Below are 21,941 nucleotides of genomic sequence, written 5' to 3' on the forward strand. Positions count from 1 at the left end.
GTGACGACGGTCACCACGTGCCTTCAGTTCGATGCGTCGCGACGGGTCAAGTTGATGGCGGTGCAGGCCTGCAGGGCCTCGAAGGAGAAGCCCTCGACCAGGTCCGTGACGATCGCGTGGCCGTCGCGCAGGTCGATCACGGCCAGGTCGGTGATCACGCGGCTGACGCACGCGAGACCGGTGACGGGGTAGGTCAGCCGAGGCACGAGCTTGCTTTCGCCGGCCTTGGTGAGGTGTTCCATCATCACCCAGGTCCGCTTGGCGCCGATTGCCAGGTCCATCGCGCCGCCCACGGCCGGGATCGCATCCGGCGCGCCGGTATGCCAGTTCGCGAGGTCGCCGTTGGCCGCCACTTGGAACGCGCCGAGGACGCACAGGTCCAGATGGCCGCCACGCATCATCGCAAAGCTGTCGGCATGATGGAAGAAGCAGCCGCCCGGGCGAAGGGTGACAGGCTGCTTCCCGGCGTTGATGAGGTCGTAGTCTTCCTGGCCCACGGCGGCCGCAGGTCCCATGCCGAGCACCCCGTTCTCGCTGTGCAGCAGCACCTCGCGGTCGACCGGCAGGTGGTTCGCCACCAGCGTCGGCAGGCCGATGCCGAGGTTGACGACCATGCCGTCGGCAATGTCGCGAGCCGCCCGGGCCGCCATCTGGTCGCGCGTCCATCGTGCCGTCATGTTCTGCCTCACGACTTCATGCCGCCGCCCACCGTGGCGGCACGATCGATGCGCACCACCCGGTGAACGTACAGGCCGGGGGTGACCACGGCCTCGGGGTCGATTCCGCCGGGCTCCACCACCCGGTGAACCGTCGCGATGGTGAGCTTCGCCGCAGCGGCCATGATCGGGCCGAAGTTGCGCGCCGTCATCCGATAGGTGAGATTGCCCAGGCGGTCACCCGTCTCCGCCTTGATGAGTGCAACGTCGGCATGGATGGGGTACTCCAGCACATAGTCCCGCCCGTGGATGTGACGGGTCTCCTTGCCGCGTGCCAGCTCCGTGCCGAATCCGGTCGGGGTGAAGAAGGCGCCGATGCCGGCGCCGGCCGCCCGGATGCGCTCGGCCAGGTTCCCCTGCGGCACGAGCTCGAGTTCCAGCTGGCCTTCGCGGTATCGCCGGTCGAAATGATGCGAGTCGGCCTGGCGCGGAAAGCTGCAGATGATCCTGCGCACCCGCCCCGCGGCCAGAAGTGCTGCGAGGCCGCTCTCCCCGTTGCCGGCATTGTTGTTCACGACGGTGAGGTCGCGGGCCCCTTGCGCGACGAGGGCCTCCACGAGTTCGTTCGGCAAGCCTGCCGTGCCGAAGCCGCCGATCATCACGGTCGACCCGTCGCGGATGTCGGCCACTGCATCGGCCACGTTCTGTACCAGCTTGTTGATCATGCCGACAGCCGATCGAGAAAGCGGACGACGTGGTCCGCGAATGCCGTCGGCCGCTCGATCACCGACAGGTGGGAGGCGCCGGGCAGGACGACGAGATCGGCGTCCGGGATGCCCCGCGCCAGCACCTCGCTCATCGCCGGTGGCGTGCCGGGATCGAGTTCGCTCGCCAGCACCAGCACGGGCACGCGGATGTTGCCCAGGTAGGGCGATGTGTCCAGCCGCTGCAGGGCTTCGCAGCTCGCGATGTAGCCCTCAGGGTGGCATGCCGCGACGCGCCGGCGCCAACGCTCGACGACCGCTGCATTGGCGTCGCGGAACGTTTCGCTGAACCAGCGCGGCATGGCCATATCGGCAACGGCCGCCATCCCCCCGCTGCGCACCAGCCCGATTCGCGCGCCCCACGCCGCGCGACCCGCCTCGTCATACCCCGATGTGCTGTTGGCGATCACGAGGGCCTTCACCAGTTCGGGATGTCGCAGCGCAAGCGCCTGCGCCACCATGCCGCCCATCGACAGGCCGACGAAGACCACCGGCCCACACGCGAGCTCCCGGATCAAGGCTGCGGCGTCGTCCGCCAGGCCTTCCACCGTCCACGGGCCCTCCGGCACATCCGAGAGTCCGTGCCCGCGATGGTCATGACTGACCACGCGGCACGTGTCGGAGAGCCTGCCCGCGAGGCCGTCCCACATCGAACGGTCGCAGCCGAGGGCGTGGCTCAGCACAACGGTGTGGCTCGGGTGCGCGCCGCCCCGTCGTTCGCGCACGCTGTAGGCAATGGAGGGCGACGTGGCGGTGCGGGCCTGACGTCCATCCGCCGGATGAACCACCGCTTGCACATCGACTGCGGCGAGATCGATGCCGGCTTCGCGCATCACCTTGGCTGCATGGGCGAATCCGCTGTTGGCGGCCGGCACGCCGGCGTACACCGCCGACTGCATCAGCACCTCCTTGAGATCGTCAGGCGAGAGCTGCCCCGGCGATCCCGGTTGGATCGCGGCCCGCACGTGGAGCTCGAATTCTTCCCAGCGACCCATGGCGCAGGTGATCGACAACACGATGATGCGACGCGTGCGGTCGTCGAGGCCGGGGCGATCCCAGATGCCGTGCCAGGCGTGACGGGTGATGAAATCCTGGAATTCGGCGTTGAAGTTGGTTGCCTGGGCCATCGAACGGTCGACCCAGGCGTCGCCGAGGATGGCGCGACGGCGAGCCATCCCGCGTTCGACATCGAGATCAGGGAGCTCCATGGGGTTCCTCCTCATCGGACCGGAGCGCGGCGAGGCGCACGTCGAACTGGCGCCGCGCGGCAGCGAGCGCCGCCCGTGGATCGAAGGCCTGCGCAAGCGCGTGCGGGTCGAGGCCTTGCAGGCCGGGTTCGGCCTCGAGTGCCCGGCACAGCAGATCCAGCAGAGGCTGACCGCCTTGCAGCGCGTCCTGGCTGAGCGCCTCGAGCATCTGATGCGCGCGCGCCTTGCCGATTGCTGGCGCGAGCAGTGCAGCGGCCGGCTCGGCAAAGACCACACCCCTGAGCGCGTCGATGTTGCGGCGCATTGCCGCCGAATCGACCCGAGGGCCGGCAAACACGTCGGCCAGCGCCAGGGCCGACGCATGCACACCGATGAACAGGCCGGGCCACTCGGCCAGCTCGGCCTGCCAGGTCCCGAGGCCCCGTTCGTGCTGCTGTGACATGGCGGCCAGCAGGGCAGCCGCTCGGTGCGGGGACCGCTGCGCGACCGCGATGGCCACGAGCGCGCCGACCGGATTGCGTTTGTGGGGCATGGCGGACGAACCGCCACGACCGGTGGACGGCGGCTCCGTCAGTTCACCCACTTCGAACTGGGCCATGAGCGACAGGTCCGTGCCGATCTTCCCCAGAGAGCCGGCCAGCACCGCGGCCTCCATCGCCAGACGCAGCCATTCGTCGCGCTGGGTGTGCCAGGGCGAAGGTGGCTCCGCCAGGCGCAGCGCCGACGCCATGTGCCGGGACACGGCAGGCGCATGCGCGCCCCAGCTCGCCTGGGTGCCGACCGCGCCGCCGAGTTGCAAGGCCAGGCCGCGCGCCGCCAACACGCGAAGACGCTTCCGGCTCCGGGCGAGGGGTGCCGCCCAGTTGAGCACCTTCAGGCCGAAGGACGTGACCTGCGCCGGTTGCATGAGGGTTCGCGCAAGCATCGGCGTGTCGGCGTGCGTCTCCGCCAGCGCGACGAGCGCTTCGAGCAGGCGCCCCAGCACGTCGTCGAGCGCCGCGAGCGAACATCTAGTGCACAGGGCCATGGCCGTGTCGAGCACGTCCTGGCTCGTGCTGCCCTGGTGCACCACCGCGGCCGCCTCAGGACTGTAGAGCGCCACTGTGCGAGTCAGCTCCTGCACGAGCGGAATCGCCAGGCTGCCAGCGCGCGTGCTGGCTGACGCCAACGCCTCGATGTCGTAAAGCTCCACCTTGCAGACGCTCGCGATGGCCGCGGCATGCGACGCCGGAATCAGCCCGACGGCGGCCTGCGCCTGGGCCAGCGCGGCCTCGAAGTCGAACATCCCCTGCACCAGTGCCTTGTCCTCAAAGGGGGCAGCGGCCTGCGCAGGTGCGAGAAATCGATCGAACAGAGGCAGGCTCATCGGCTCAGGTGAAGTCGAAGAACACGGTTTCGGACGGCCCCTGCAGGTGGAGGTCCCAGCGCCAGGGCGCCGCGCCGTCTCCCCTTGCGATGAGCGTCGACCGGCGTTCGACCGGCACCGCATCGAGCAACGGCGCCTCGGAGCAGCCCGGCGGAAGGATCGCAGTGAACTGGTGTTTCACCAGCCCCCGAGCGAATACCGCGACATAGCACGCCGGCTCGTCCGCCTGCGCCTGGGCCGGCAGGCCGAACCGGAAGCGGCCGCCCTCGTCGGTGTGGGTTCGATGGAAGCCGGGAGGCAGGCCGGGCCGGTCCCCGGGGGCCGGCACTCCCGGCACCCAGGCCTCGAGCACGGCGTCCTGCACGGGCGTTCCATCCCCGTCGAACACGTGTCCTTCGATCTGCACGGGTCGGGCCGGATCGCCCGGATCGAAGGCCCACCGCCATGCCTCATGCGGAAAGGGGCCGATGGTCTGTGAGGTGGTGATCGAAAGGGGTGGCGTTGGCTGGTTCATGGTCTCGACCGTCGGAGGATCAAGGAGGTGGCGTCAAAGGCTTCACACGCCGAACGGCGTGGCGTCCCGGCCACGCAACACGATGTCGAAAACGTAGCCCAGCATCTGGTCACCGACGGTCTCTTCGAGGCTGAAGCGTGACACCAGGCTTCGGCGTGCCGGCGCGTCAGGCACGCTCTGGAAGATCGGGTCGTAGGCCAGGAGCGGGTCGTCGGGAAAGTACATCTGCGTGACCAGCCGCTGCGCCAGCACGTTGCCGAACAAGGAGAAATGGATGTGGGCCGGCCGCCATGCCTTGCTGTGGTTGCCCCAGGGATAGGCCCCTGGCTTGATGGTGACGAACCGGTAGCGCCCGGCCGCATCGGTGAGAAGCTTGCCGAAGCCGAAGAAGTTGGGATCCAGCGGAGCATTGTGCTGATCGCGCGAATGCCAGTAGCGTCCGGCCGAATTGCATTGCCACACCTCGATCAGCGAGTCGCGGACCGGGCGACCGTCCTCGTCGACCACGCGGCCCGTCACCACGATCCTCTCGCCAAGCGGCGCGCCACCTCCTCTGGCCGTCAGGTCGTCGTCTCCCTGAGCGAGCAGGGTCGCCGGGAAAACCAGGGGCTGGCTCGTCAGGGCCGGGCACGCCGCGCGCACCGGCGCTTGCCGCGCCCCGCGCTTGGCGGTGCTCTTGTAAGGTGCGTGCAGCGGGTCCGGCCAGACGCCCTGCGGGACGGGATCAAAGCGCATGCTGACCTCAGCGGATGTGTGCGATTGGTGAGCAAGCAGGTGAATCTCTACTTGCTGAAGGTCACTCTATCGAGAACCATTGAGATATCACAAGACGATCAACCCGCAAGGCGCTCGTTGGGCGCGCGTTTTGTGCGATTAGCGGACTCGACGATTCGACTCATGGCCAGCTCCTCCCAGACCCTCGCGGCAGCCGGCGGTCTCCCGACCGAGGACGGCGACGTCCCGGACAAGCGTGACCTCATCGCCGGCCTTGAGAAGGGGCTGGCTGTCATCGAGGCCTTTCACCAGGAACAGCCCCGACTCTCGATCACCGAGGTGGCCGAACGCACCGGCCTTACCCGCGCGGCGGCGCGTCGCTACCTGCTCACCCTCACCCACCTCGGCTACGTCGCCTCCGACCGCAAGCGCTTCGGCCTGACACCCAAAGTGTTGCGCCTGGGCCAGAGCTACCTGCATTCGGCACGCTTGCCGCGCGTCGTCCAGTCCCAGTTGCAGCGGATTGCCTACGCCCTGCAGGAAGCCAGCTCCGCCGGCATCCTCCAGCAGGACGACATCATGGCCATCGCGGCCGCCAGCGCGGGCCGCGTGGTCTCGGCAACGCTGCAGCCGGGCATCAGAGTGCCGGCCTACTGCACCAGCAACGGACGGGTGCTGGTCTCCGCCATGCAGGATGCCGAGATGGACGCTTGGCTTGCCCGCCAGCGCCTGGAACCTCTCACGCCCCACACGATCACCCATCCGGAACGCCTGCGCCTCGAGCTCCTCCGCACCCGCGCCAACGGCTACGCCGTCGTCGACCAGGAACTCGAACTCGGCCTGCGCACGATCGCCGTGCCCCTGCGCAACTTCCAGGGCGACACCGTCGCCGCCATGAACGTCAGCGTGCACGCGAGCCGCATGCCGATGGAGCAACTGGTGGAGAAATGCCTGCCGCCGTTGCTGCTGGCGCAGGAGCAGTTGAGGACCTTGCTGTAGGAGCCAGGTGGAACGAGGCCGCCAGGCCTGGCGCGTGGCACGGCTGCATCAGCGCGTGCTAGCGTGGCACATGGTCGAAGAAGAGGTGGTAGGCCGTATTGGACTTGAACCAATGACCAAAGGATTATGAGTCCTTAAGTAGACCGTCAAATCCTTCCCGAAACCCAGTATCCATGCGGGCTTTCGGCTTCTCCTTGCACACAGGATATCGTGCACATGCGCCAAATAGGGCGCCTCGCGTGCACATGATGCCGTAGGCCCGCAATCCTTTGCAAGCCCAGCTGTCATGCGGCTCAGCGAGGTGTGGTTGCACACGGAAGTCCTCGAGCCGCCCAATCGGCCTCTCGGTGCATGTGCACCCGCCGTCGGGCGAGATACGAGGTTGACGCACGAACAGCTTCTGTCGAGGGCTCATCTGGTCGACGAAGTCGAGTCCGCTTCCGGCAGAATTCACCCCTAGAACTGGGCGGAACGACACTGGTCGTTTGACGAATCCCAGACAACGTACAGGGAGGCTATGAGACAGGCCAGCGCATCCAACTTCAGGCATTTGCAGGCGCACGGAGAACAGCTCGTGCGCCTGGGCCTGTTGGCGGAGCGCTACTTTCCAGAAGATCCCAATACCTGCCTGCTAAAGCTCCGACAACTGGCCGAGGCTCTGGCCCAACTGGCCGCTTCCCGTGTCGGCCTCTTCACGAGCGCCGACGAGAAGCAAGCCGATCTTCTGCGCCGGCTCCAGGATCACGGCATCCTGCCTCGCGAGGTTAGTTCGCTGTTCCACGAAGTGCGCAAGGCTGGTAACGATGCGAACCACAAGTTGGCCGGCAATCACCGCGTCGCGCTGTTGGCGCTGCGGCTGACTTGGCAGTTGAGCGTCTGGTTTCACCGCACCTTCAAGGATCCTGAGTTCAAGTCGGGCCCGTTCCTGCCGCCAACCGCGCCCACCGACCAGGGCAATGAGCTCAAGACCGAACTCGATTCGCTACGCGGCGAACTGGCTGCATTCCGGGCCGCCCACCAGGACGCTGCCCAGGCACTACAGGCCACCCAAGCTCAAGCCCAGCAAACCGAAGAAGAGCGCGCCTTCTGGGAATCCATGGCTTCGGAGGCCGAGGCAGCGAAGGCGGAGCTTGCTGCCCGCGTCCAGGCACTACAGGCGCAGGCACTCACCCAACCGGCTCAGGCAGTCACAAAACTGATCGCTGCAGCCAACACGGCTGCCGCAACGCTGCAGCTTAGTGAGGCCGATACCCGCAAGCTGATCGACGAGCAACTGGTCGCCGCCGGTTGGATCGCCGACACAGTATCGCAGACCTACGCGAAGGGCGCTCGACCGCAAAAGGGCAAGAACCTCGCCATCGCTGAGTGGCCCACGCAAAGCGGCCCGGCGGACTACGTGCTTTTCGTCGGCCTGACGCCGGTGGCAGTGGTGGAGGCCAAGCGCAAGAACGTTGATGTTTCAGGTTCCCTGCAGCAGGCCAAGCGCTACAGCCGAGACCTTGGTGCCGTCGCTGACCTCGAAATGCCATCCGTCATCGGCCAGGGTGCCGAGGCGATCAAGATTCCGTTCGCCTTCTCCTCCAACGGCCGACCCTTCCTCCGCCAGCTGGCCACCAAGAGCGGCGTGTGGTTCTGCGACCAGCGACGCACCGACAACCTGAGCCAGCCCCTGGATGGCTGGTACTCGCCCGAAGGGCTGGTCGCGCTGCTCAAGCGTGACGAAGCCAAGGCGCACGAGAAGCTGGCGAACGAACCTTTCAACTATGGCTTCGACTTGCGTCACTACCAGCAAGCCGCCATCAAGGCGGCGGAGTCGGCCATCCAGGGAGGACAGCGCGAGTTGCAGCTGGCCATGGCCACCGGCACCGGCAAGACCAAGACCTGCATCGCACTCATCTACCGCCTGCTCAAGGCCGAGCGCTTCCGGCGCATCCTGTTCCTGGTGGACCGTTCCGCCCTGGGCGAGCAGGCCACCAACGCGTTCAAGGACACACGGATGGAGAACCTCCAGACCTTTGCCGACACCTTCGGCATCAAGGAACTGGAAGACATTTCGCCGGACAGCGACACCTCGGTGCACATCGCGACCATCCAGGGCATGGTGGCGCGCGTGCTCTACCCGTCGGACGACGCTGGCCCACCGAGCGTGGACCAATATGACTGCCTCGTGGTTGACGAATGCCACCGCGGCTACCTGCTTGACCGAGAGCTGTCCGACACTGAACTCACCTTCCGTGGCTACGAGGACTACATCTCCAAGTACCGTCGGGTGCTCGACTACTTCGACGCCGTCAAGATCGGCCTCACCGCAACGCCGGCCCTCCACACCTCGCAGATCTTCGGCGCACCGGTCTATACCTACAGCTACCGCGAGGCCGTCATCGACGGCTACCTGGTCGACTACGAGCCGCCGATCCAGATCATCACGGAATTGTCGGCCAGCGGCATCCAGTGGAAGGCCGGCGAAGAGCTCAAGGTCTACGACGTTCAGCGCAACCAGATCGAGTTGTTCAAGGCACCGGACGAAATCAAGCTGGAGGTCGGAGCCTTCAACCGCAAGGTCATCACCGAGAGTTTCAATCGCGTTGTATGCGAGTACCTTGCCTGCGAGTTGGACCCAGCGAGCCGGCGAAAGACGTTGATCTTCTGCGTCAATGACGCCCATGCCGATCTGGTGGTGCACCTGATGAAGGCTGCATTCACCAAAGCCTACGGCACGGTCGAAGACGACTCCGTCATCAAGATTACCGGCGCCGCCGACAAACCGCTGTCTCTGATCCGTCGCTACAAGAACGAGAAGCTACCCAATGTGGCGGTAACCGTGGATCTGCTGACCACGGGTGTCGACGTGCCCGAGATCTGCAATCTGGTCTTTCTGCGGCGGGTGAACAGCCGCATCCTGTTCGACCAGATGCTGGGCCGCGCCACCCGCCTGTGCCCGAACATCGATGGTGACGGCGACAAGGAAGCGTTCCGTGTCTTCGACGCCGTGCAGATCTTCGAAGCGCTGCAGGGCATGACGGCCATGCAACCCGTGGTCGTCAATCCCGGCATCAGCTTCGCCCAGCTTGCCAGGGAGCTAGCTACCGTCAGTGACGACGACGCTCGGGCGCTGGCTCGCGACCAGTTCCTCGCCAAGCTGCAGCGCAAGAAGCGTCACCTGGGCGACGACGCCGCCAAGGACTTTGAAGCCCGTGCCGGCATGCGGCCTGACGCGTTCATCCAGAAGCTGCGCACGATGACACTCTCCGACGTGGCCGCTTGGTTTACTCAGAACCCAGACCTCGGTGAGAGCCTGGACCGCAAGGGCAACGGGCCGCGCGACCCCGTGTTCGTATCGGACCATGATGACCAGCTCAAGGATGTGACCCGCGGCTATGGCAAGGCCAAGAAGCCCGAGGACTACCTCCACGAGTTCACCGCCTTCATCCAGAGCCACAGCAACACCATCCCGTCCCTTGTGACGGTGCTGACAAGGCCGCGCGAACTGACCCGCAAACAGCTGCGCGAGCTGGTGATGGAGTTGGACAAAGCCGGCTTCACCGAGACAGGCCTAGCGACAGCCTGGCGCGAGATGACCAACCAGGACATCGCAGCACGCATCGTGGGCTACATCCGCCAAGCAGCGATCGGTGACGCCCTGGTACCGTACGCCGAGCGCGTGGACCGAGCGCTCAACCACCTGCTGGCTCACCCACCCGCCGGCAAGGCCTGGACCACGCCGCAGCGCGACTGGTTGAAGAAGATCGCCGCCCAGACCAAGGCGAATACCCTGGTCGACCGCGACGCTCTTGACGACCCGGATCTGATGTTCAAGACCCGAGGCGGCGGCTTTCAGCGGCTCGACAAGCTCTTCGGCGGCCAGTTGCTCCATACGCTGGACGCCTTCAATGACTCAATCTGGGCGAAGCCAGCCGCGTGACGGCGGAACTGCGCTCCAACAAGAACCGTACCTATGACCACCCAAGACCTAGTCGGCAAGCTCTGGAACCTGTGCAACGTTCTCAAAGATGACGGCATCACGTACCACCAGTACGTCACCGAGCTGACCTACCTGCTGTTCCTGAAAATGGCCGAGGAGACCGGCCAGCACGATCAACTGCCCGACAGTTACCGCTGGGCTGACCTGACGGCGCAGAGTGCACCTGAGCGGCTGGAGTTCTATAAGAAGACGCTCATCCACCTGGGCAGCCATGGTTCGTTGCTGGTTAAGGAGATCTTTGCCAACGCCAGCAGCTTCATCAAGAAGCCGGCCACGCTGTCCACGCTGGTCACCGAGATCGACAAGCTCGACTGGTACAGCGCCCGACAGGAAGGCTTGGGTGATCTGTACGAAGGCCTGCTCGAGAAGAACGCCAACGAGAAGAAGAGCGGCGCGGGCCAATACTTCACTCCACGTTCGTTGATCGACTGCATGGTGTCGGTGATGAAGCCTACGTTGAACGACGTGATCCAGGATCCTGCCGCCGGCACGGGCGGTTTCTTGATCGCCGCGCACCACTACCTGCGCGAGCACCATGACTTCGACGCGCTCACCGAGAAACAGCAGCGCAAGCTGCGCCGCAACACCTTCTACGGCATGGAGCATGTGCAGGACACGCACCGCTTGGCGCTGATGAACCTGATGCTGCACGGCATCGACAGCGACCCTGAGGCGGGAGGCATCCGCTACGGCGACACGCTTGGCCCGGACGGCCAAGCGCTGGGGCAACTGGGGGCCACGCTGGTTCTCACCAATCCGCCGTTCGGCACCAAGAAGGGTGGCGGCCTGCCAACGCGCGACGACTTCACCTTCCCGACCAGCAACAAGCAGTTCTGCTTCCTGCAGCACATTTATCGAACGTTGAAGCCTGGAGGCCGCGCCGCGGTAGTACTGCCGGACAACGTCCTCTTCGAGAGCAACGTGGGCACCGACATCCGGCGCGACTTGATGGACAAGTGCAATCTGCACACCATCCTGCGCCTACCCACCGGAATCTTCTACGCGCAGGGCGTGCAAACAAACGTGCTGTTCTTCACGCGGGGGGATAAAGACAAGGGCAATACGAAGGAGGTTTGGGTGTATGACCTTCGCGCGAACATGCAAGCCTTCGGCAAGCGGACGATGCTCGGGCGAGAACACTTCGCCGAGTTCGAAGAGGAGTTTGGCGGCGACCCGTTGGGTGGGCCTGCCTGCCTGAAGGCTCGGCGGGACCAGGGCGAGCAAGGTCGCTGGCGGCGGTTCACGCGCGACGCGATTGCAGCGCGAGGGGACAACCTCGACGTTGGGTGGTTGAAGGACGAGAGCGGCGGGGCTGGCGAGGCACTTCCTGAACCTGATGTATTGGCGCGTGCGGCAATGAGCGAATTGGACTCGGCGCTCGAAGAGCTAAAGGGAATTCTTGAAGGGCTTGGCGAGCCGATCGACGAGGAGCAGGTGTGACCGACAGATTCCCCCTGCCAGCCAGTTGGACCTGGTGTCAACTGGGCGATGTGGTCGACTACGGTTCCACTGACAAGGCCGAGCCAAGTGAGCTCGGGAGTGGCGACTGGATCCTGGAGCTTGAGGACATCGAAAAGGACACGTCGCGGCTCCTGCAACGGGCAACGTTTCAGATGCGCCAGTCAAAGAGTACCAAGAACCGCTTCCAAGCGGGCGACGTGTTGTATGGCAAGTTACGGCCCTACCTCAACAAGGTCGTACACGCTGACGCCGGTGGCTTTTGCACGACGGAAATCGTTCCACTCCGACCGCCGCCAGAAGTCAACTCACGGTACCTATTCCACTGGCTGCGGCACCCAGAGTTCACAGGGTACGTGAATGAAGTGAGTCACGGGCTGAGCATGCCTCGGCTCGGCACCGAATCGGGCAAACAGGCGCCGTTCGTGCTTGCGCCGATCGCGGAGCAGAAGCGCATCGCCGACAAACTTGACGCCCTACTCGTTGGCGCAGGTACCTGCCGAGATCGCCTGGGCTGCGTGCCCATTATCCTCAAGCGCTTTCGGCAGGCGGTCCTCGATTCGGCCATGAATGGAGCCCTCACGGCGGACTGGCGCGCCGTACAGGACTTCGCCGAAACCGGCACTGAGTTGACAGCGATGCTCTCCCGCCGCCACGAACTGTCCGGCGGCCACAAGGCAGGCAATGCAGCAAGCCCAACGGAGGACGTACACGACTTGGCAGTTGAAAGCCTTCCTACCGGTTGGGGGCTGACAACGCTGCGCGATGCAGTAGAACCAGATAGGCCGATCACGTACGGCATCCTGATGCCCGGTCCCGACTTATCGGATGGGGTTCCTTACGTACGCGTTGCGGACTTCCCAAACGACCGCCTCGACCTAAGCGGCATCCGTCGGACGTCAGCCAGCATGGATGCGGAGTTCAAGCGTTCAAGACTGCGCACCAATGACTTGTTGCTTTCAATTCGAGGTACGGTTGGCAGACTTGTCAAGATTCCACCGGAGTTAGACGCCGCCAATATCACCCAAGACTCGGCAAGGTTGTCTATTCAGCCCGCAATGAATGGCTCTTTTGTACTCTGGTATCTGCGTTCTGACCTAGCCCAGTCAAGGATGCGCCGCGCGATCAAGGGTGTTGCCGTGCGGGGCATCAACATCGGGGACGTGCGAGCCTTCCAACTTCCGGTCCCCTCCAGAGCAGAGCAAGACGAGATAGTCCGCCGAATCGAATCTCTGTTTGCCCTTGCCGACGTACTCGACAGCCGGCTCGCCACCGCCCGAGCACAGGTCGATCGCCTCACCTCAGCCCTGCTGGTAAAGGCCTTCCGCGGCGAACTGGTGCCGCAGGACCCGAACGACGAGCCGGCAGAAAAGCTGCTTGAGCGCATCGCTTTGGCAAGACGAACAGCAGCACTCGCCCGCAAGCGCGCGCCGTCATCAAGGAGCACGAATTTGAAGCCCGCACCCAAGCAACGCCTGTCAACAATCATCCTCCAGATGCCAAAATCGGATTTCACGTTCGATGACCTCCGACAAGTCGTCACCGGTGACTACGAATCGCTCAAGGACGAGCTCTTTGCGATGCTTGCAGACAAAGGCTCAGGTATTGAGCAGTTCTTCGATGCAGATGCAAAGCTGATGAAGCTTAGACGAGTCAGCAAGTGAAGCTGCTCCGAGTTCACATCGTATCGGCGCAGTCATGCGGCGGCTTGCTGGACGGCATTGAAGTTTGCCTTCGGGAATCGGGAGCCAACCAGTTCGTTTTCGAACCTCTTTGCCTGATTGGCCGTAACGGTGCCGGAAAGTCGCAGTTCATTCAGGTCATCGCGGAGGCGCTCCAATCGTTGTTGCATGCCGCGGCGCCTAGCGAGGAGCGCGCCGAGGGCAACCCAGATCTGCAGTTCGAGATTGAGTATGAGATCACCGTGAACGGACAACAAGATCCGGTTCATGTCAAGGCCGCGCGGCTTGCAGAAGGGCGCAGGCGGCCGACTGTCACGCTTGCCAAGAAGGCCCTCGATGAGTGGGTCGACTGCAAGTTCAGTGACCCCAAGACAGCTGCCCTTCTTCCCACGAAAGTGATCGGGTACACGTCGGGCGCGAACGAGACCCTGAGCCTGCCCTTCCTGGTGTCACGCAGTGGGTATGCAGATGAGGTCGGTCGTCGTGCGCTGGACGAGTCCAAGGCGCAAGATGCCGTGCCTGACACGCGTTTGATGCTGATCGACTATGGCACTCACCTTGAAGTACTGGCTGCCAACCTCCTTCTTGGATCGACGGAACAGCGACTCGCGCTCCTCGATGACGCTCGTGTTCAGGACTTTCATTCGTTCCGATGCGTGGTTCAACTGGCGCACTCAGCAGCACCAAAGGCACCGGCTGCGAAAGGCGAGGCTCGCAGGCGCAAGGGAATCCAGCTGACCGATGAGCTCGAGTCATACCTCGACCAACTGCGACGGTGCGCCACGAGCTATCACCATGAGCCGAACACCGACAGCTACACGTTCGACTTCTTGGTAACCGGCGAGACGCGAAAGGCATTCGCAAGCTTCTGGTCCAGTTCCCTGGGGCTCTATGCAGCACTCCACAAACTCGCGATGCTGAACGACCTGGCCATACCGAAGACCACGCGCGAGCGGTTTCGACGCGAAACGCAACAGCGGAAGTTCGCCTCGCGGCTACCTGAGCCCCAGGACGAGGACAAGGTTTTCCGCTTCGAGCGAGTCGTCTTCAGTGCTTCAGGTGCCCAGGGTCTCGTCGACTATGTGTCGCTCTCAGACGGCGAGCATCAGATGGCGCAACTTCTGGGGACCATGTGCATGGTCTCATTTCCGAACGCACTCTTTCTCTTGGACGAACCCGAGTCTCACTTCAACCCGCAATGGCGCGTGAAGCTCCTGACCAAAGTCCTCGCCCTGCCCACCGCATGCGGCGTTCGCGAAGAGCATGGTCCCGCCGCGATGCAGGATTGCCTCCTCACAACACATTCTCCGTTCGTACCTTCGGACATGCCCAAGGAGCGAGTGTTCATCTTTAGCAAGAACGATGAGACAGGTCGGATTGAGATCCGAAACCCAGATATTGAGACCTTCGGCACGACGTTCGATGCCATCTTGGCCGAATGCTTCGAGATACGACCTCCGATCTCGGACGTCTCAATGGCAAAGATTGAGAGCCTCAAGTCGTCCGATGACCCGGCAACGATCCAGGAAGGCATGCTCGAGCTGGGCGACTCCGTAGAGAAGATCATGCTTGCCGATCGAGTCCGCCAACTGCAACGGCAGGGCAAGCAATAGCATGCTGTTTTCCTATCCCGTTGCGGCTGTGGCAGAAAACTGGATGCACGAGTGTTTGGTTGCGGCAGTGAGGACTGCGCACGAGGTGGTTGATCAGGACAAACAATTGCCGAAGTGGCCTGCCATCATTCCCGAGGCACACCGCGCGAAATTGGTCGGCCGGAGAGGCCTACGTGATTGCTTCGCTGTCTACGCAAAGGCCATCAAAGAGTTGAGCGTTGCTCAGCGAAAAGCTGTGCTTGAGGCACTGGAGTCGCAGAACAGGATCCCGGAGTTGCTTGCGCTCCAATGCGAGTGCGTGGAACTGGCCGATCTACCGGAAGGCGTTCGTGAGCCAGCCAAGGCGTTATTCACATTTGGCTTTGATTTGCTGACCCCATTTGAGATACGCCAGCGCCAGTACAAAGTGCTGTGCGCAGCCATCCCCGTTCGAGTTTGTCCTTTCTGTGGCTGCGAGGGCCTTGGAGCGCCAGGAGCCCCTCAGGAGGACCTCGACCACTATATTCCGCGTTTCAAATATCCATTTGCGGCGGCAAACTTGCGGAACCTGGCGCCGATGGGCGGACGCTGCAACTCATCGTACAAAAAAACTCAGGATCCACTGCGGCGGGCCAGTGGTCAGCGAAGGCTTGCATTTGACCCCTACAACACGGGCGGCGTAAGCATCTCGTTTGACAACAGTGTTGTTGATCAGCAATCAACGGGCCCTGCTGTTCAAGATTGGGTAATTGAGTTTCTGCCGGTGAGCGAGGCCGTCGATACCTGGGATGAAATGTTCCAGGTTCGAGAACGTTGGAAGCGTGACGAATTGGATGAGCAAACGTTCCAACAATGGCTTTGGGATTTCAGAAACTTCTGTTTGGCAATCGCACTTCAGTTCGCAGGTGATGGCGATGTTGTAGACGCGGTGCAGCGCTACGAACAATACCTCTCTGGGTGTGGGCTAAGGGACAAGGCTTTCTTGAAGGCAGCAGTGTTTCGGTTTCTGCTTCGCCGGTGCGCTGGAGGTTGTCAAAGGTTCTTGCCGATCCTCAGAGATCTGACTGGTGCGCCTCAGCCTCAGCCATAGCAGCACAGACGACGCAATCAGCAGAGGCAGACACCGTCATGTCAATCAAAGTCACCGACCGCGACCTGTCTCCGATCCTTGCGGCCGCACGCACTTGGATTGACCGCTGCCTAGTCGAGGATGCGTCTCTGCTTGCGGACAACCGCGGTCTCTGGACAATGGCGAACGCGGACAGGCTTCAGTTGGGCTTCGTTGAACGCCCCGACAGCGGTGGCGACGACTTCATGACCAAGCTCGAGCGACAGCTCTCAGACACAGGCGCCCCAGCGCAGCAGCTGATGGCCGAGATGATGTGGGTGCTGCTGCTGTTCCCGTCCAGGATCGGCGCGGATGTGAAGCGAAGTCACCTCATGGTCATCTGGTCATGGTCTGGAGAGTCGCTGAACTCGACTCATCCCATGCTCGCCGACACAGTGCTGTGCGGTGTGGGCTCAGCTGGTACGGCATACAACAATCTACGGTGGAAGGAACTCGCCTACCTGATCGCCCTAGTGCGTTCGATCAAGGCGATGGCCATGGACGCCCGGCGCGCTCTAATGAGCGACTATGACCGTTTCATGGACTGGATTGATGCTGTGCCTCGCGACGGCGACCGCCAGTTCCGCCACATGCTTCGCTACTTTGCGTTCCCAGATCGGGTGGAGCGCATGTCTTCAAATCGCGATCGCATCTCGGTGCTCGAAGGCTTCCAGGTCGCGCCCCGACCCCAGTTGAAGCGATGGAGCGACAGGCAACTTGACGATGCTTTGCTCACGCTTCGCCGGCGCGAAGAGGCCCAGCGCCCAGGCGCAGTGCTGGACTTCTACGATGGCACGCTGGGGCCGCGCTGGCGCAAGCCGGAGGTTGACGAAGGGGAGTCGGCGGAGACACCGACTTTGAACGCCCCCTTTCCCGCCAGCAAAGCAGCAAGCGTGGCTGAGCCCGCGCCGCTAGCGCTAGCTGATGCCACGAGCGCACCAGTCAACCTTATCCTCTACGGCCCTCCGGGCACCGGCAAGACACACTGGCTGAGGCAGAAGTTTGCCGAATACACGGACGCTCCCAGCCAGGTCGACGCGGCCACTTGGCTGAACGAGACTCTAACGAACTACGGTTGGCGCAGTGTCATCGCTGCTGCCTTGGCGGACATGGGCCGTCCGGCGCGTGTGCCTGAGATTCGCGCGCATCGCTGGGTGCAGGCCAAGGCGCAGCAACGGGGTCGAGCACCGGCCGGGGTTCAGGCCACGCTGTGGGGCTACCTGCAGGAGCACACGCCGCAGACCAGCACCACGGTGAATATCAGCGTGCGCCGTCCGCCATTCTTGTTCGACAAGCGCGAAGCGGGCGACTGGAAGTTGCTGTCTGGCTGGCAAGAGCAGGACGATGAATCGGCAGAGCTGTGGCGTCTGCTGAAGGCGGGCCCGCAGGCGGCTACCGAAGCCGTGCACCGCTATAAGGTCGTCACGTTCCACCCGTCATTCAGCTACGAAGACTTCGTGCGCGGCATCAGGCCGGTGGCCACCGCCGAAGACGGGACGACACAGTTCCAGTTGGTGGACGGCAAATTCAAGCGGATCTGCGACGAAGCCCATGCCAACTCGGGCAAGCGCTACGCCCTCTTCATTGACGAGATCAACCGAGCAAACATCGCGAAGGTGTTCGGCGAGCTGATCACGCTGATTGAGCCCGACAAGCGGGCGATGTTCGATGCACACGGGCGCTTGGTCGAAGGAATGGCCGTTCAGCTACCCGGCGGCGGCGATGGCGACGTGGCCGAGCGGCCGTTTGGCGTTCCGAAGAACCTGGACATCTACGGCACGATGAACACGGCCGATCGTTCAATCGCGCTGTTGGACGTAGCCTTGCGGAGACGCTTCCATTTCGAAGAGCGCGCGCCCGACTACACGATGCTGGCTGCCGATGTAGACGCTCTCGACCTCGGCCGGTTGCTGCGGCGGATCAATGACCGGCTGGAGTACCTGCTGGATCGCGACCATCGCATCGGCCATGCATACCTGATGCGGGCGAGAACTCTTGCTGACGTGCAGGAGGCCTTTGCCCGGCAGATCATCCCCCTGTTGCAAGAGTACTTCTTCGACGACTTCTCGCGTGTGTCGCTGGTGTTGTCCACAACGGCCGAGCAGCCGTTTCTGCAGGAGGAGACGCTGCACTTTGGGCGCCTCTTTGTCGGCCAGCGGCTCGACGGCGTGCCTAGCGATCGCGCCCGGTTTGTCATCACGCCGTCCGGCAGCTGGACGTCCGAGAGCTTTCGGGGGATCTACGACAGCGCCGGCGATGCGGGTGTGACTGGCTGATTTCCGGACCGCAAAGCGTGGCTTCGACTCGCTTCCTCACTGCGCTGGAGCACCAGCCCATACCGGTCACCGCCGAAGGCAGTGGGTGGAGCCTTACGCCGGCAGAAGCCGATCGGCTGGCGCAGATCGGGGAGCAACGGCCAGGCTTCTGCGAGGTGGGTCACCGCCAGGTGAAGCTGGCGCAGTTCTGTGGCGTGGTCGGCTTGGGCGAGCGCGTTCTAGAGATCTTGCCGAAGACTCAAGATGGCGCGTCGTCGGCAGACGATTGCCGCGGCGTGCTCTTGCGGCTGCTTCGGCTGACCGAGCGATTCCCGCAGTTCCAGCACCAAGCTGTCGGCCAACACCTGCGCCGGGCGCCATTGCTTGAGGCCTTCATCGCTGCGTTCTTCGAAGCAGTGAGTGTGCTCACGCGAGGTGGCCTGCTGAAGCAATACCTGGAGCATGAGGACGACCTGACCGTCGTGCGCGGTCGGATCGCCGTTGCGCGCCAGCTCGGGGTTCATGCGAACCGGCCCGACTTGGTGGCTTGCGCGTTCGACGAGCTGACCATCGACAACGTATGGAATCGCGTCCTCAAGAAGGCGATCCGCTGTGCGCGCCCTTGGATTCGCAGTGTCGAACTCAACCGGCAATGGGTTGAACTGATGGGTGTGATGCACGACGTGGACGACACCCGGTTGAGCGGCCCCGACGTGGAGCGCCTGGCGTTCAACCGCCAGGCCGAACGCTACCGCGTGGCCATCGACTGGGCGCGCTGGATCTTGGCCTTGCTGGCGCCCGCTCTACGCGCCGGCCGTACCGATGCGCCGGCGCTGCTGTTCAACATGAACCGGCTGTTCGAGTCGGCGGTTGCCACCGTGGCCCGCCGGCGAGTCTATGCAGAGTCAGGATTGACCGTGGAGACACAGGATGCGTCTCGGGCGCTGGTGACGATGGTCAGTCAGGATCGTGTGGAACCGGGATTCCAACTGCGCCCAGACTTGGTGTTTCGTCGTGAAGACGCGGTCGTTGCGATCGCGGACACAAAGTGGAAACTCATCGGCTGGGACAACAAGCGCCGGCTGATGCCGAGTGAAGCCGACATGTACCAAATGCATGCCTACGCCTCGGCATTTCAATGCCGCGAGCTCGCGCTCATCTACCCATGGCGAAGCGAGCTGGCCCAAGCAACAGGTGCCGAGTTTCGGCTACCGCAGGTGAATGGGCACGCACCGGTCGTGACTGTGCTTTGTCTTGATGTGCATGACGATGCGTTGCCTCTTCGCGTGGGCCGCTGGCCGGGATCGAGTGCCTACGCGCGCGGCTGACGACATGTGCGAGGCAGTGGAGCCCCCGAGCAGGCAGAACTACTACGACGGTCTGTTTGACCGATTGCTCCGAGCCGGGCTGCCGCCCGACCTCGCAACGCTTGAAGCGGCCGAAGCCTACCTGGATGGCCGGCCGGCGGCTGTGGGAAAGCACAAGACGACCCGCAAGGAACGGGACCGTTGGTTTTGGACGAGCACAACGGTGAACGGGTGTCCGGACAACATCTGGCAGTCCGAGCCCATGGTTCTGGCCCTTGCCCGCTATCTTGGTCAGGAACCCGTCGCTATCGATGGTCTTTTGGCACAGGTTGCCGACATCGCACCGGAGACATTGGCGCGTGCCGTGCGGTACTCCGGCTTGGTGTTGACTCAGCATTCACCGCGCAGCACCGAACTTCGCAACGCTGCTGTAGGGCATGACGGTTTGGCGGAACTGTGCAAGGTCCTCGACACCTTCGATGGCGCGCACTGCGAGCGTGTGGCGCTGGTCGAGATGCTGAAGGCATCGCTGGCTGGTCTGTCGACGTTCGACCTGCTTCTGTATGCCAGCTTGTACGCCTTCGAACGCCTGGTACCGACCGATCTCCACCGTCCCGCCAGTCCATCTGTCGACACCGAACACCAGACAGCCTGGGACGCCATCGCTCACCTTCTGACCTGGAAACTGCGCACCACGCCAGAGGCTGCACAGGCACTTAGCGACGATGCCATCGGCGCTTCGCTTGTGCAGAACCTCAGGCCTATCCTGTTCAACGAAAGCGGCTTGAGGTACAGCCAGGCGCTTGAGACGTTGTCCAGCGTCGGCCAGTTGATTGACGCACAGATCGAACTGAACGAGTTCATCAGTCGTTCCGCAGACGCCTTCAGCTATGACGACGGCATCCGGTTTGAACGCCTCGGCCAACGGCTGGAGATCGTCGAAGTCGATGTCAGCTGGCGATCGGCGTGGCAACGCGAGGGTCGCAAGCTCGCGAGCTTGCACGGCTACTGGTTCTATCGCGCGCTGGACGACTTCCTCAAGTCCGATGCTTCACGCGAGCGGATGGGTCGGCCTAAGAACCAGGATGCCAACCGACTTGCCTGGATACACGCGACGCAGGGAAAGCTACGGCTGCAAGAGGTCTACGGCATAGATGAGGTGGTGACGACGGAGTCCGGCGAGAGCGCACCCCTGTTTCAGGCACTGCTGGCGTTGAACCTCATGTCCGCACATTTCCTGCGTGACTTCCTCTTGGCCTTCGCCGAGCGGCGCCGTGCCGCTGGGGATTGGCTCACTGGCTTGCGCGACCTGGCCATGTATGGGCTTCGCGACGGATACCAGAATCGCTTGCCTCTGACATGGTCAGATCGCGAGGAGAAGATCCGCAACATCACAGGATGGACCGTCACGCGGGAATCTCTCCAGGGCAGTCCACGAGTGGCGGCGGCCATACTCGATTTCTGGACCTATGACCTCGGCGCGATGGTGAGGCGACTGCAGAGCCAGCCGACGGCGCTGGAGCCGCATCTGTTCGAGCGCCCCGTCTTGAAGTTCGGCAGCCACCTGGTTCAACTGCCTTGGATCGTCGGCATGCAGAACAACAGCACGGCGGCCATCAACAACCTAAGACGTTTGGGTGCACGGAGAGGCGAAGCCCGCGCGGAGACCCAAAGGATTGAAAGCAATCTGGCCGAGTTGTTTCGCGAACGCGGGTTCAAGGTGCTGCCGAACTGGCAGCCGCCGGCTGAGCACCGTGAGGCAGGCGAAGTCGATCTGATTGCAGCACGCGATGGGCATCTCTTCGTACTGGAGGTCAAGTCCACGTTCCTCCGGCGATCGCAGCGCGATGCGTGGCTGCATGCCTCGACGACGCTACGCAAGGCTGGACGTCAGTTGGCGCGAAAGGTCGATGTCGTCACCAAGGCGGTGGCTCAGGACGTCTCACTCCGGGCCGGCCTGGGCATAGAACCTGATGGGCGGCTAGCTGGTTGCCACGGCTGGATCGCCGATACCTCCATCGAGCGAGATCATCTGCGCTTCAGTGGTTTCCTAAAGATCTCGGTCGAGGAGCTTTTGATCGCCCTGCGCGACGATGCAGATTTGCTAGGTGATCCAGATGAGCTGCTGCTGTCGGGTCAAACTGAGATGGACGAAGTTCCTGGTGACGGTCCGCCGCGCCGTCGATCCACTTTGTATCCGCAGGGGTTCAGCGCAAATCAGTTTGTCGAGGTCATTGAGACCGAGAAAGTCTGGCGCGCAGTTTAAATACTGGAAGCAGGGTTCGCATGCGCGCCGACAGGGACGCCTCAAGATCACGCCACGTAGGCCGGCGGTG

General features: G+C 63.2%; 15 protein-coding genes and 1 tRNA gene. 9 read left to right on the forward strand and 7 right to left on the reverse strand.

Annotation, left to right across the window (positions count from 1 at the left end; genetic code table 11):
* Nucleotides 1–23 precede the first annotated feature (23 nt).
* Genes ACSQ2F_RS16080 through pcaH form a run of 6 tightly spaced genes read right to left on the reverse strand, consistent with a single transcriptional unit; the run spans nucleotide 24 to nucleotide 5,243 of the window.
* The gene (locus ACSQ2F_RS16080) at nucleotides 24–677 is read right to left on the reverse strand and encodes a 3-oxoacid CoA-transferase subunit B (protein WP_436024580.1); all 654 of its coding nucleotides are present in this window, start codon (nucleotides 675–677) and stop codon (nucleotides 24–26) included.
* An 8-nt stretch (nucleotides 678–685) separates the two neighbouring features.
* Nucleotides 686–1,381 carry a 3-oxoacid CoA-transferase subunit A gene (locus tag ACSQ2F_RS16085; RefSeq protein ID WP_436024582.1) on the reverse strand — a complete coding sequence of 232 codons (696 nt, stop codon included), beginning with the start codon at nucleotides 1,379–1,381 and terminating at the stop codon, nucleotides 686–688.
* Nucleotides 1,378–2,628, reverse strand: coding sequence for a bifunctional 4-carboxymuconolactone decarboxylase/3-oxoadipate enol-lactonase PcaCD (gene pcaCD / locus ACSQ2F_RS16090; protein ID WP_436024584.1), 1,251 nt, complete (start codon nucleotides 2,626–2,628; stop codon nucleotides 1,378–1,380). Before pcaCD ends, ACSQ2F_RS16085 begins: the two co-directional genes overlap by 4 nt.
* Nucleotides 2,615–3,994, reverse strand: coding sequence for a lyase family protein (locus tag ACSQ2F_RS16095; RefSeq protein WP_436024586.1), 1,380 nt, complete (start codon nucleotides 3,992–3,994; stop codon nucleotides 2,615–2,617). Before ACSQ2F_RS16095 ends, pcaCD begins: the two co-directional genes overlap by 14 nt.
* A gap of 4 nt (nucleotides 3,995–3,998) precedes the next feature.
* Nucleotides 3,999–4,508, reverse strand: a complete 510-nt coding sequence (locus ACSQ2F_RS16100; RefSeq protein ID WP_436024588.1) for a protocatechuate 3,4-dioxygenase — start codon at nucleotides 4,506–4,508, stop codon at nucleotides 3,999–4,001.
* A 42-nt stretch (nucleotides 4,509–4,550) separates the two neighbouring features.
* Nucleotides 4,551–5,243, reverse strand: a complete 693-nt coding sequence (gene pcaH, locus ACSQ2F_RS16105; protein ID WP_436024590.1) for a protocatechuate 3,4-dioxygenase subunit beta — start codon at nucleotides 5,241–5,243, stop codon at nucleotides 4,551–4,553.
* Between the two features lie 162 nt (nucleotides 5,244–5,405).
* Between pcaH and ACSQ2F_RS16110 the strand changes: the two genes are divergently transcribed.
* Nucleotides 5,406–6,221, forward strand: coding sequence for an IclR family transcriptional regulator domain-containing protein (locus ACSQ2F_RS16110; protein ID WP_436024592.1), 816 nt, complete (start codon nucleotides 5,406–5,408; stop codon nucleotides 6,219–6,221).
* A gap of 86 nt (nucleotides 6,222–6,307) precedes the next feature.
* On the opposite strand, the gene ACSQ2F_RS16115 is transcribed toward ACSQ2F_RS16110, so the two are convergent.
* Nucleotides 6,308–6,381: transfer RNA gene (locus ACSQ2F_RS16115), tRNA-Ile, on the reverse strand.
* A 357-nt stretch (nucleotides 6,382–6,738) separates the two neighbouring features.
* On the opposite strand from ACSQ2F_RS16115, the gene hsdR reads away from it, so the two are divergent.
* Genes hsdR through ACSQ2F_RS16155 form a run of 8 tightly spaced genes read left to right on the forward strand, consistent with a single transcriptional unit; the run spans nucleotide 6,739 to nucleotide 21,871 of the window.
* The gene (hsdR, locus tag ACSQ2F_RS16120; protein ID WP_436024594.1) at nucleotides 6,739–10,143 is read left to right on the forward strand and encodes a type I restriction-modification system endonuclease; all 3,405 of its coding nucleotides are present in this window, start codon (nucleotides 6,739–6,741) and stop codon (nucleotides 10,141–10,143) included.
* A 33-nt stretch (nucleotides 10,144–10,176) separates the two neighbouring features.
* Nucleotides 10,177–11,643, forward strand: coding sequence for an N-6 DNA methylase (locus ACSQ2F_RS16125; protein ID WP_436024596.1), 1,467 nt, complete (start codon nucleotides 10,177–10,179; stop codon nucleotides 11,641–11,643).
* Entirely contained in the window at nucleotides 11,640–13,325 is a 1,686-nt protein-coding gene (locus ACSQ2F_RS16130) for a hypothetical protein (RefSeq protein WP_436024598.1), read from the forward strand. Before ACSQ2F_RS16125 ends, ACSQ2F_RS16130 begins: the two co-directional genes overlap by 4 nt.
* A complete protein-coding gene (locus ACSQ2F_RS16135; RefSeq protein WP_436024600.1) occupies nucleotides 13,322–14,956 on the forward strand; it encodes a restriction system-associated AAA family ATPase in 1,635 nt (544 codons plus the stop codon). Before ACSQ2F_RS16130 ends, ACSQ2F_RS16135 begins: the two co-directional genes overlap by 4 nt.
* Nucleotide 14,957: 1 nt before the next feature.
* Nucleotides 14,958–16,025 carry a hypothetical protein gene (locus ACSQ2F_RS16140; RefSeq protein WP_436024602.1) on the forward strand — a complete coding sequence of 356 codons (1,068 nt, stop codon included), beginning with the start codon at nucleotides 14,958–14,960 and terminating at the stop codon, nucleotides 16,023–16,025.
* A gap of 38 nt (nucleotides 16,026–16,063) precedes the next feature.
* Nucleotides 16,064–18,319: an AAA family ATPase gene (locus ACSQ2F_RS16145; RefSeq protein WP_436024604.1), complete on the forward strand. Its 2,256-nt coding sequence runs from the start codon at nucleotides 16,064–16,066 to the stop codon at nucleotides 18,317–18,319.
* Nucleotides 18,320–18,336: 17 nt separating this feature from the next.
* Nucleotides 18,337–19,626: an McrC family protein gene (locus ACSQ2F_RS16150; RefSeq protein ID WP_436024606.1), complete on the forward strand. Its 1,290-nt coding sequence runs from the start codon at nucleotides 18,337–18,339 to the stop codon at nucleotides 19,624–19,626.
* 4 nt (nucleotides 19,627–19,630) lie between these two features.
* Entirely contained in the window at nucleotides 19,631–21,871 is a 2,241-nt protein-coding gene (locus ACSQ2F_RS16155; protein WP_436024608.1) for a hypothetical protein, read from the forward strand.
* Nucleotides 21,872–21,941: the final 70 nt, after the last annotated feature.

The organism is Rhizobacter sp. LjRoot28, assembly GCF_964253025.1.
In the GTDB taxonomy this organism is placed as follows: Bacteria; Pseudomonadota; Gammaproteobacteria; order Burkholderiales; family Burkholderiaceae_C; genus Rhizobacter.

Coding starts and splice junctions, on each gene's coding strand:
- pcaCD (WP_436024584.1), bottom strand. CDS start 2,628: ATGGAGCTCCCTGATCTCGATGTCGAACGCGGGATGGCTCGCCGTCGC.
- ACSQ2F_RS16095 (WP_436024586.1), bottom strand. CDS start 3,994: ATGAGCCTGCCTCTGTTCGATCGATTTCTCGCACCTGCGCAGGCCGCT.
- ACSQ2F_RS16080 (WP_436024580.1), bottom strand. CDS start 677: ATGACGGCACGATGGACGCGCGACCAGATGGCGGCCCGGGCGGCTCGC.
- ACSQ2F_RS16145 (WP_436024604.1), top strand. CDS start 16,064: ATGTCAATCAAAGTCACCGACCGCGACCTGTCTCCGATCCTTGCGGCC.
- ACSQ2F_RS16110 (WP_436024592.1), top strand. CDS start 5,406: ATGGCCAGCTCCTCCCAGACCCTCGCGGCAGCCGGCGGTCTCCCGACC.
- pcaH (WP_436024590.1), bottom strand. CDS start 5,243: ATGCGCTTTGATCCCGTCCCGCAGGGCGTCTGGCCGGACCCGCTGCAC.
- ACSQ2F_RS16085 (WP_436024582.1), bottom strand. CDS start 1,381: ATGATCAACAAGCTGGTACAGAACGTGGCCGATGCAGTGGCCGACATC.
- ACSQ2F_RS16155 (WP_436024608.1), top strand. CDS start 19,631: ATGTGCGAGGCAGTGGAGCCCCCGAGCAGGCAGAACTACTACGACGGT.
- hsdR (WP_436024594.1), top strand. CDS start 6,739: ATGAGACAGGCCAGCGCATCCAACTTCAGGCATTTGCAGGCGCACGGA.
- ACSQ2F_RS16100 (WP_436024588.1), bottom strand. CDS start 4,508: ATGAACCAGCCAACGCCACCCCTTTCGATCACCACCTCACAGACCATC.
- ACSQ2F_RS16125 (WP_436024596.1), top strand. CDS start 10,177: ATGACCACCCAAGACCTAGTCGGCAAGCTCTGGAACCTGTGCAACGTT.
- ACSQ2F_RS16140 (WP_436024602.1), top strand. CDS start 14,958: ATGCTGTTTTCCTATCCCGTTGCGGCTGTGGCAGAAAACTGGATGCAC.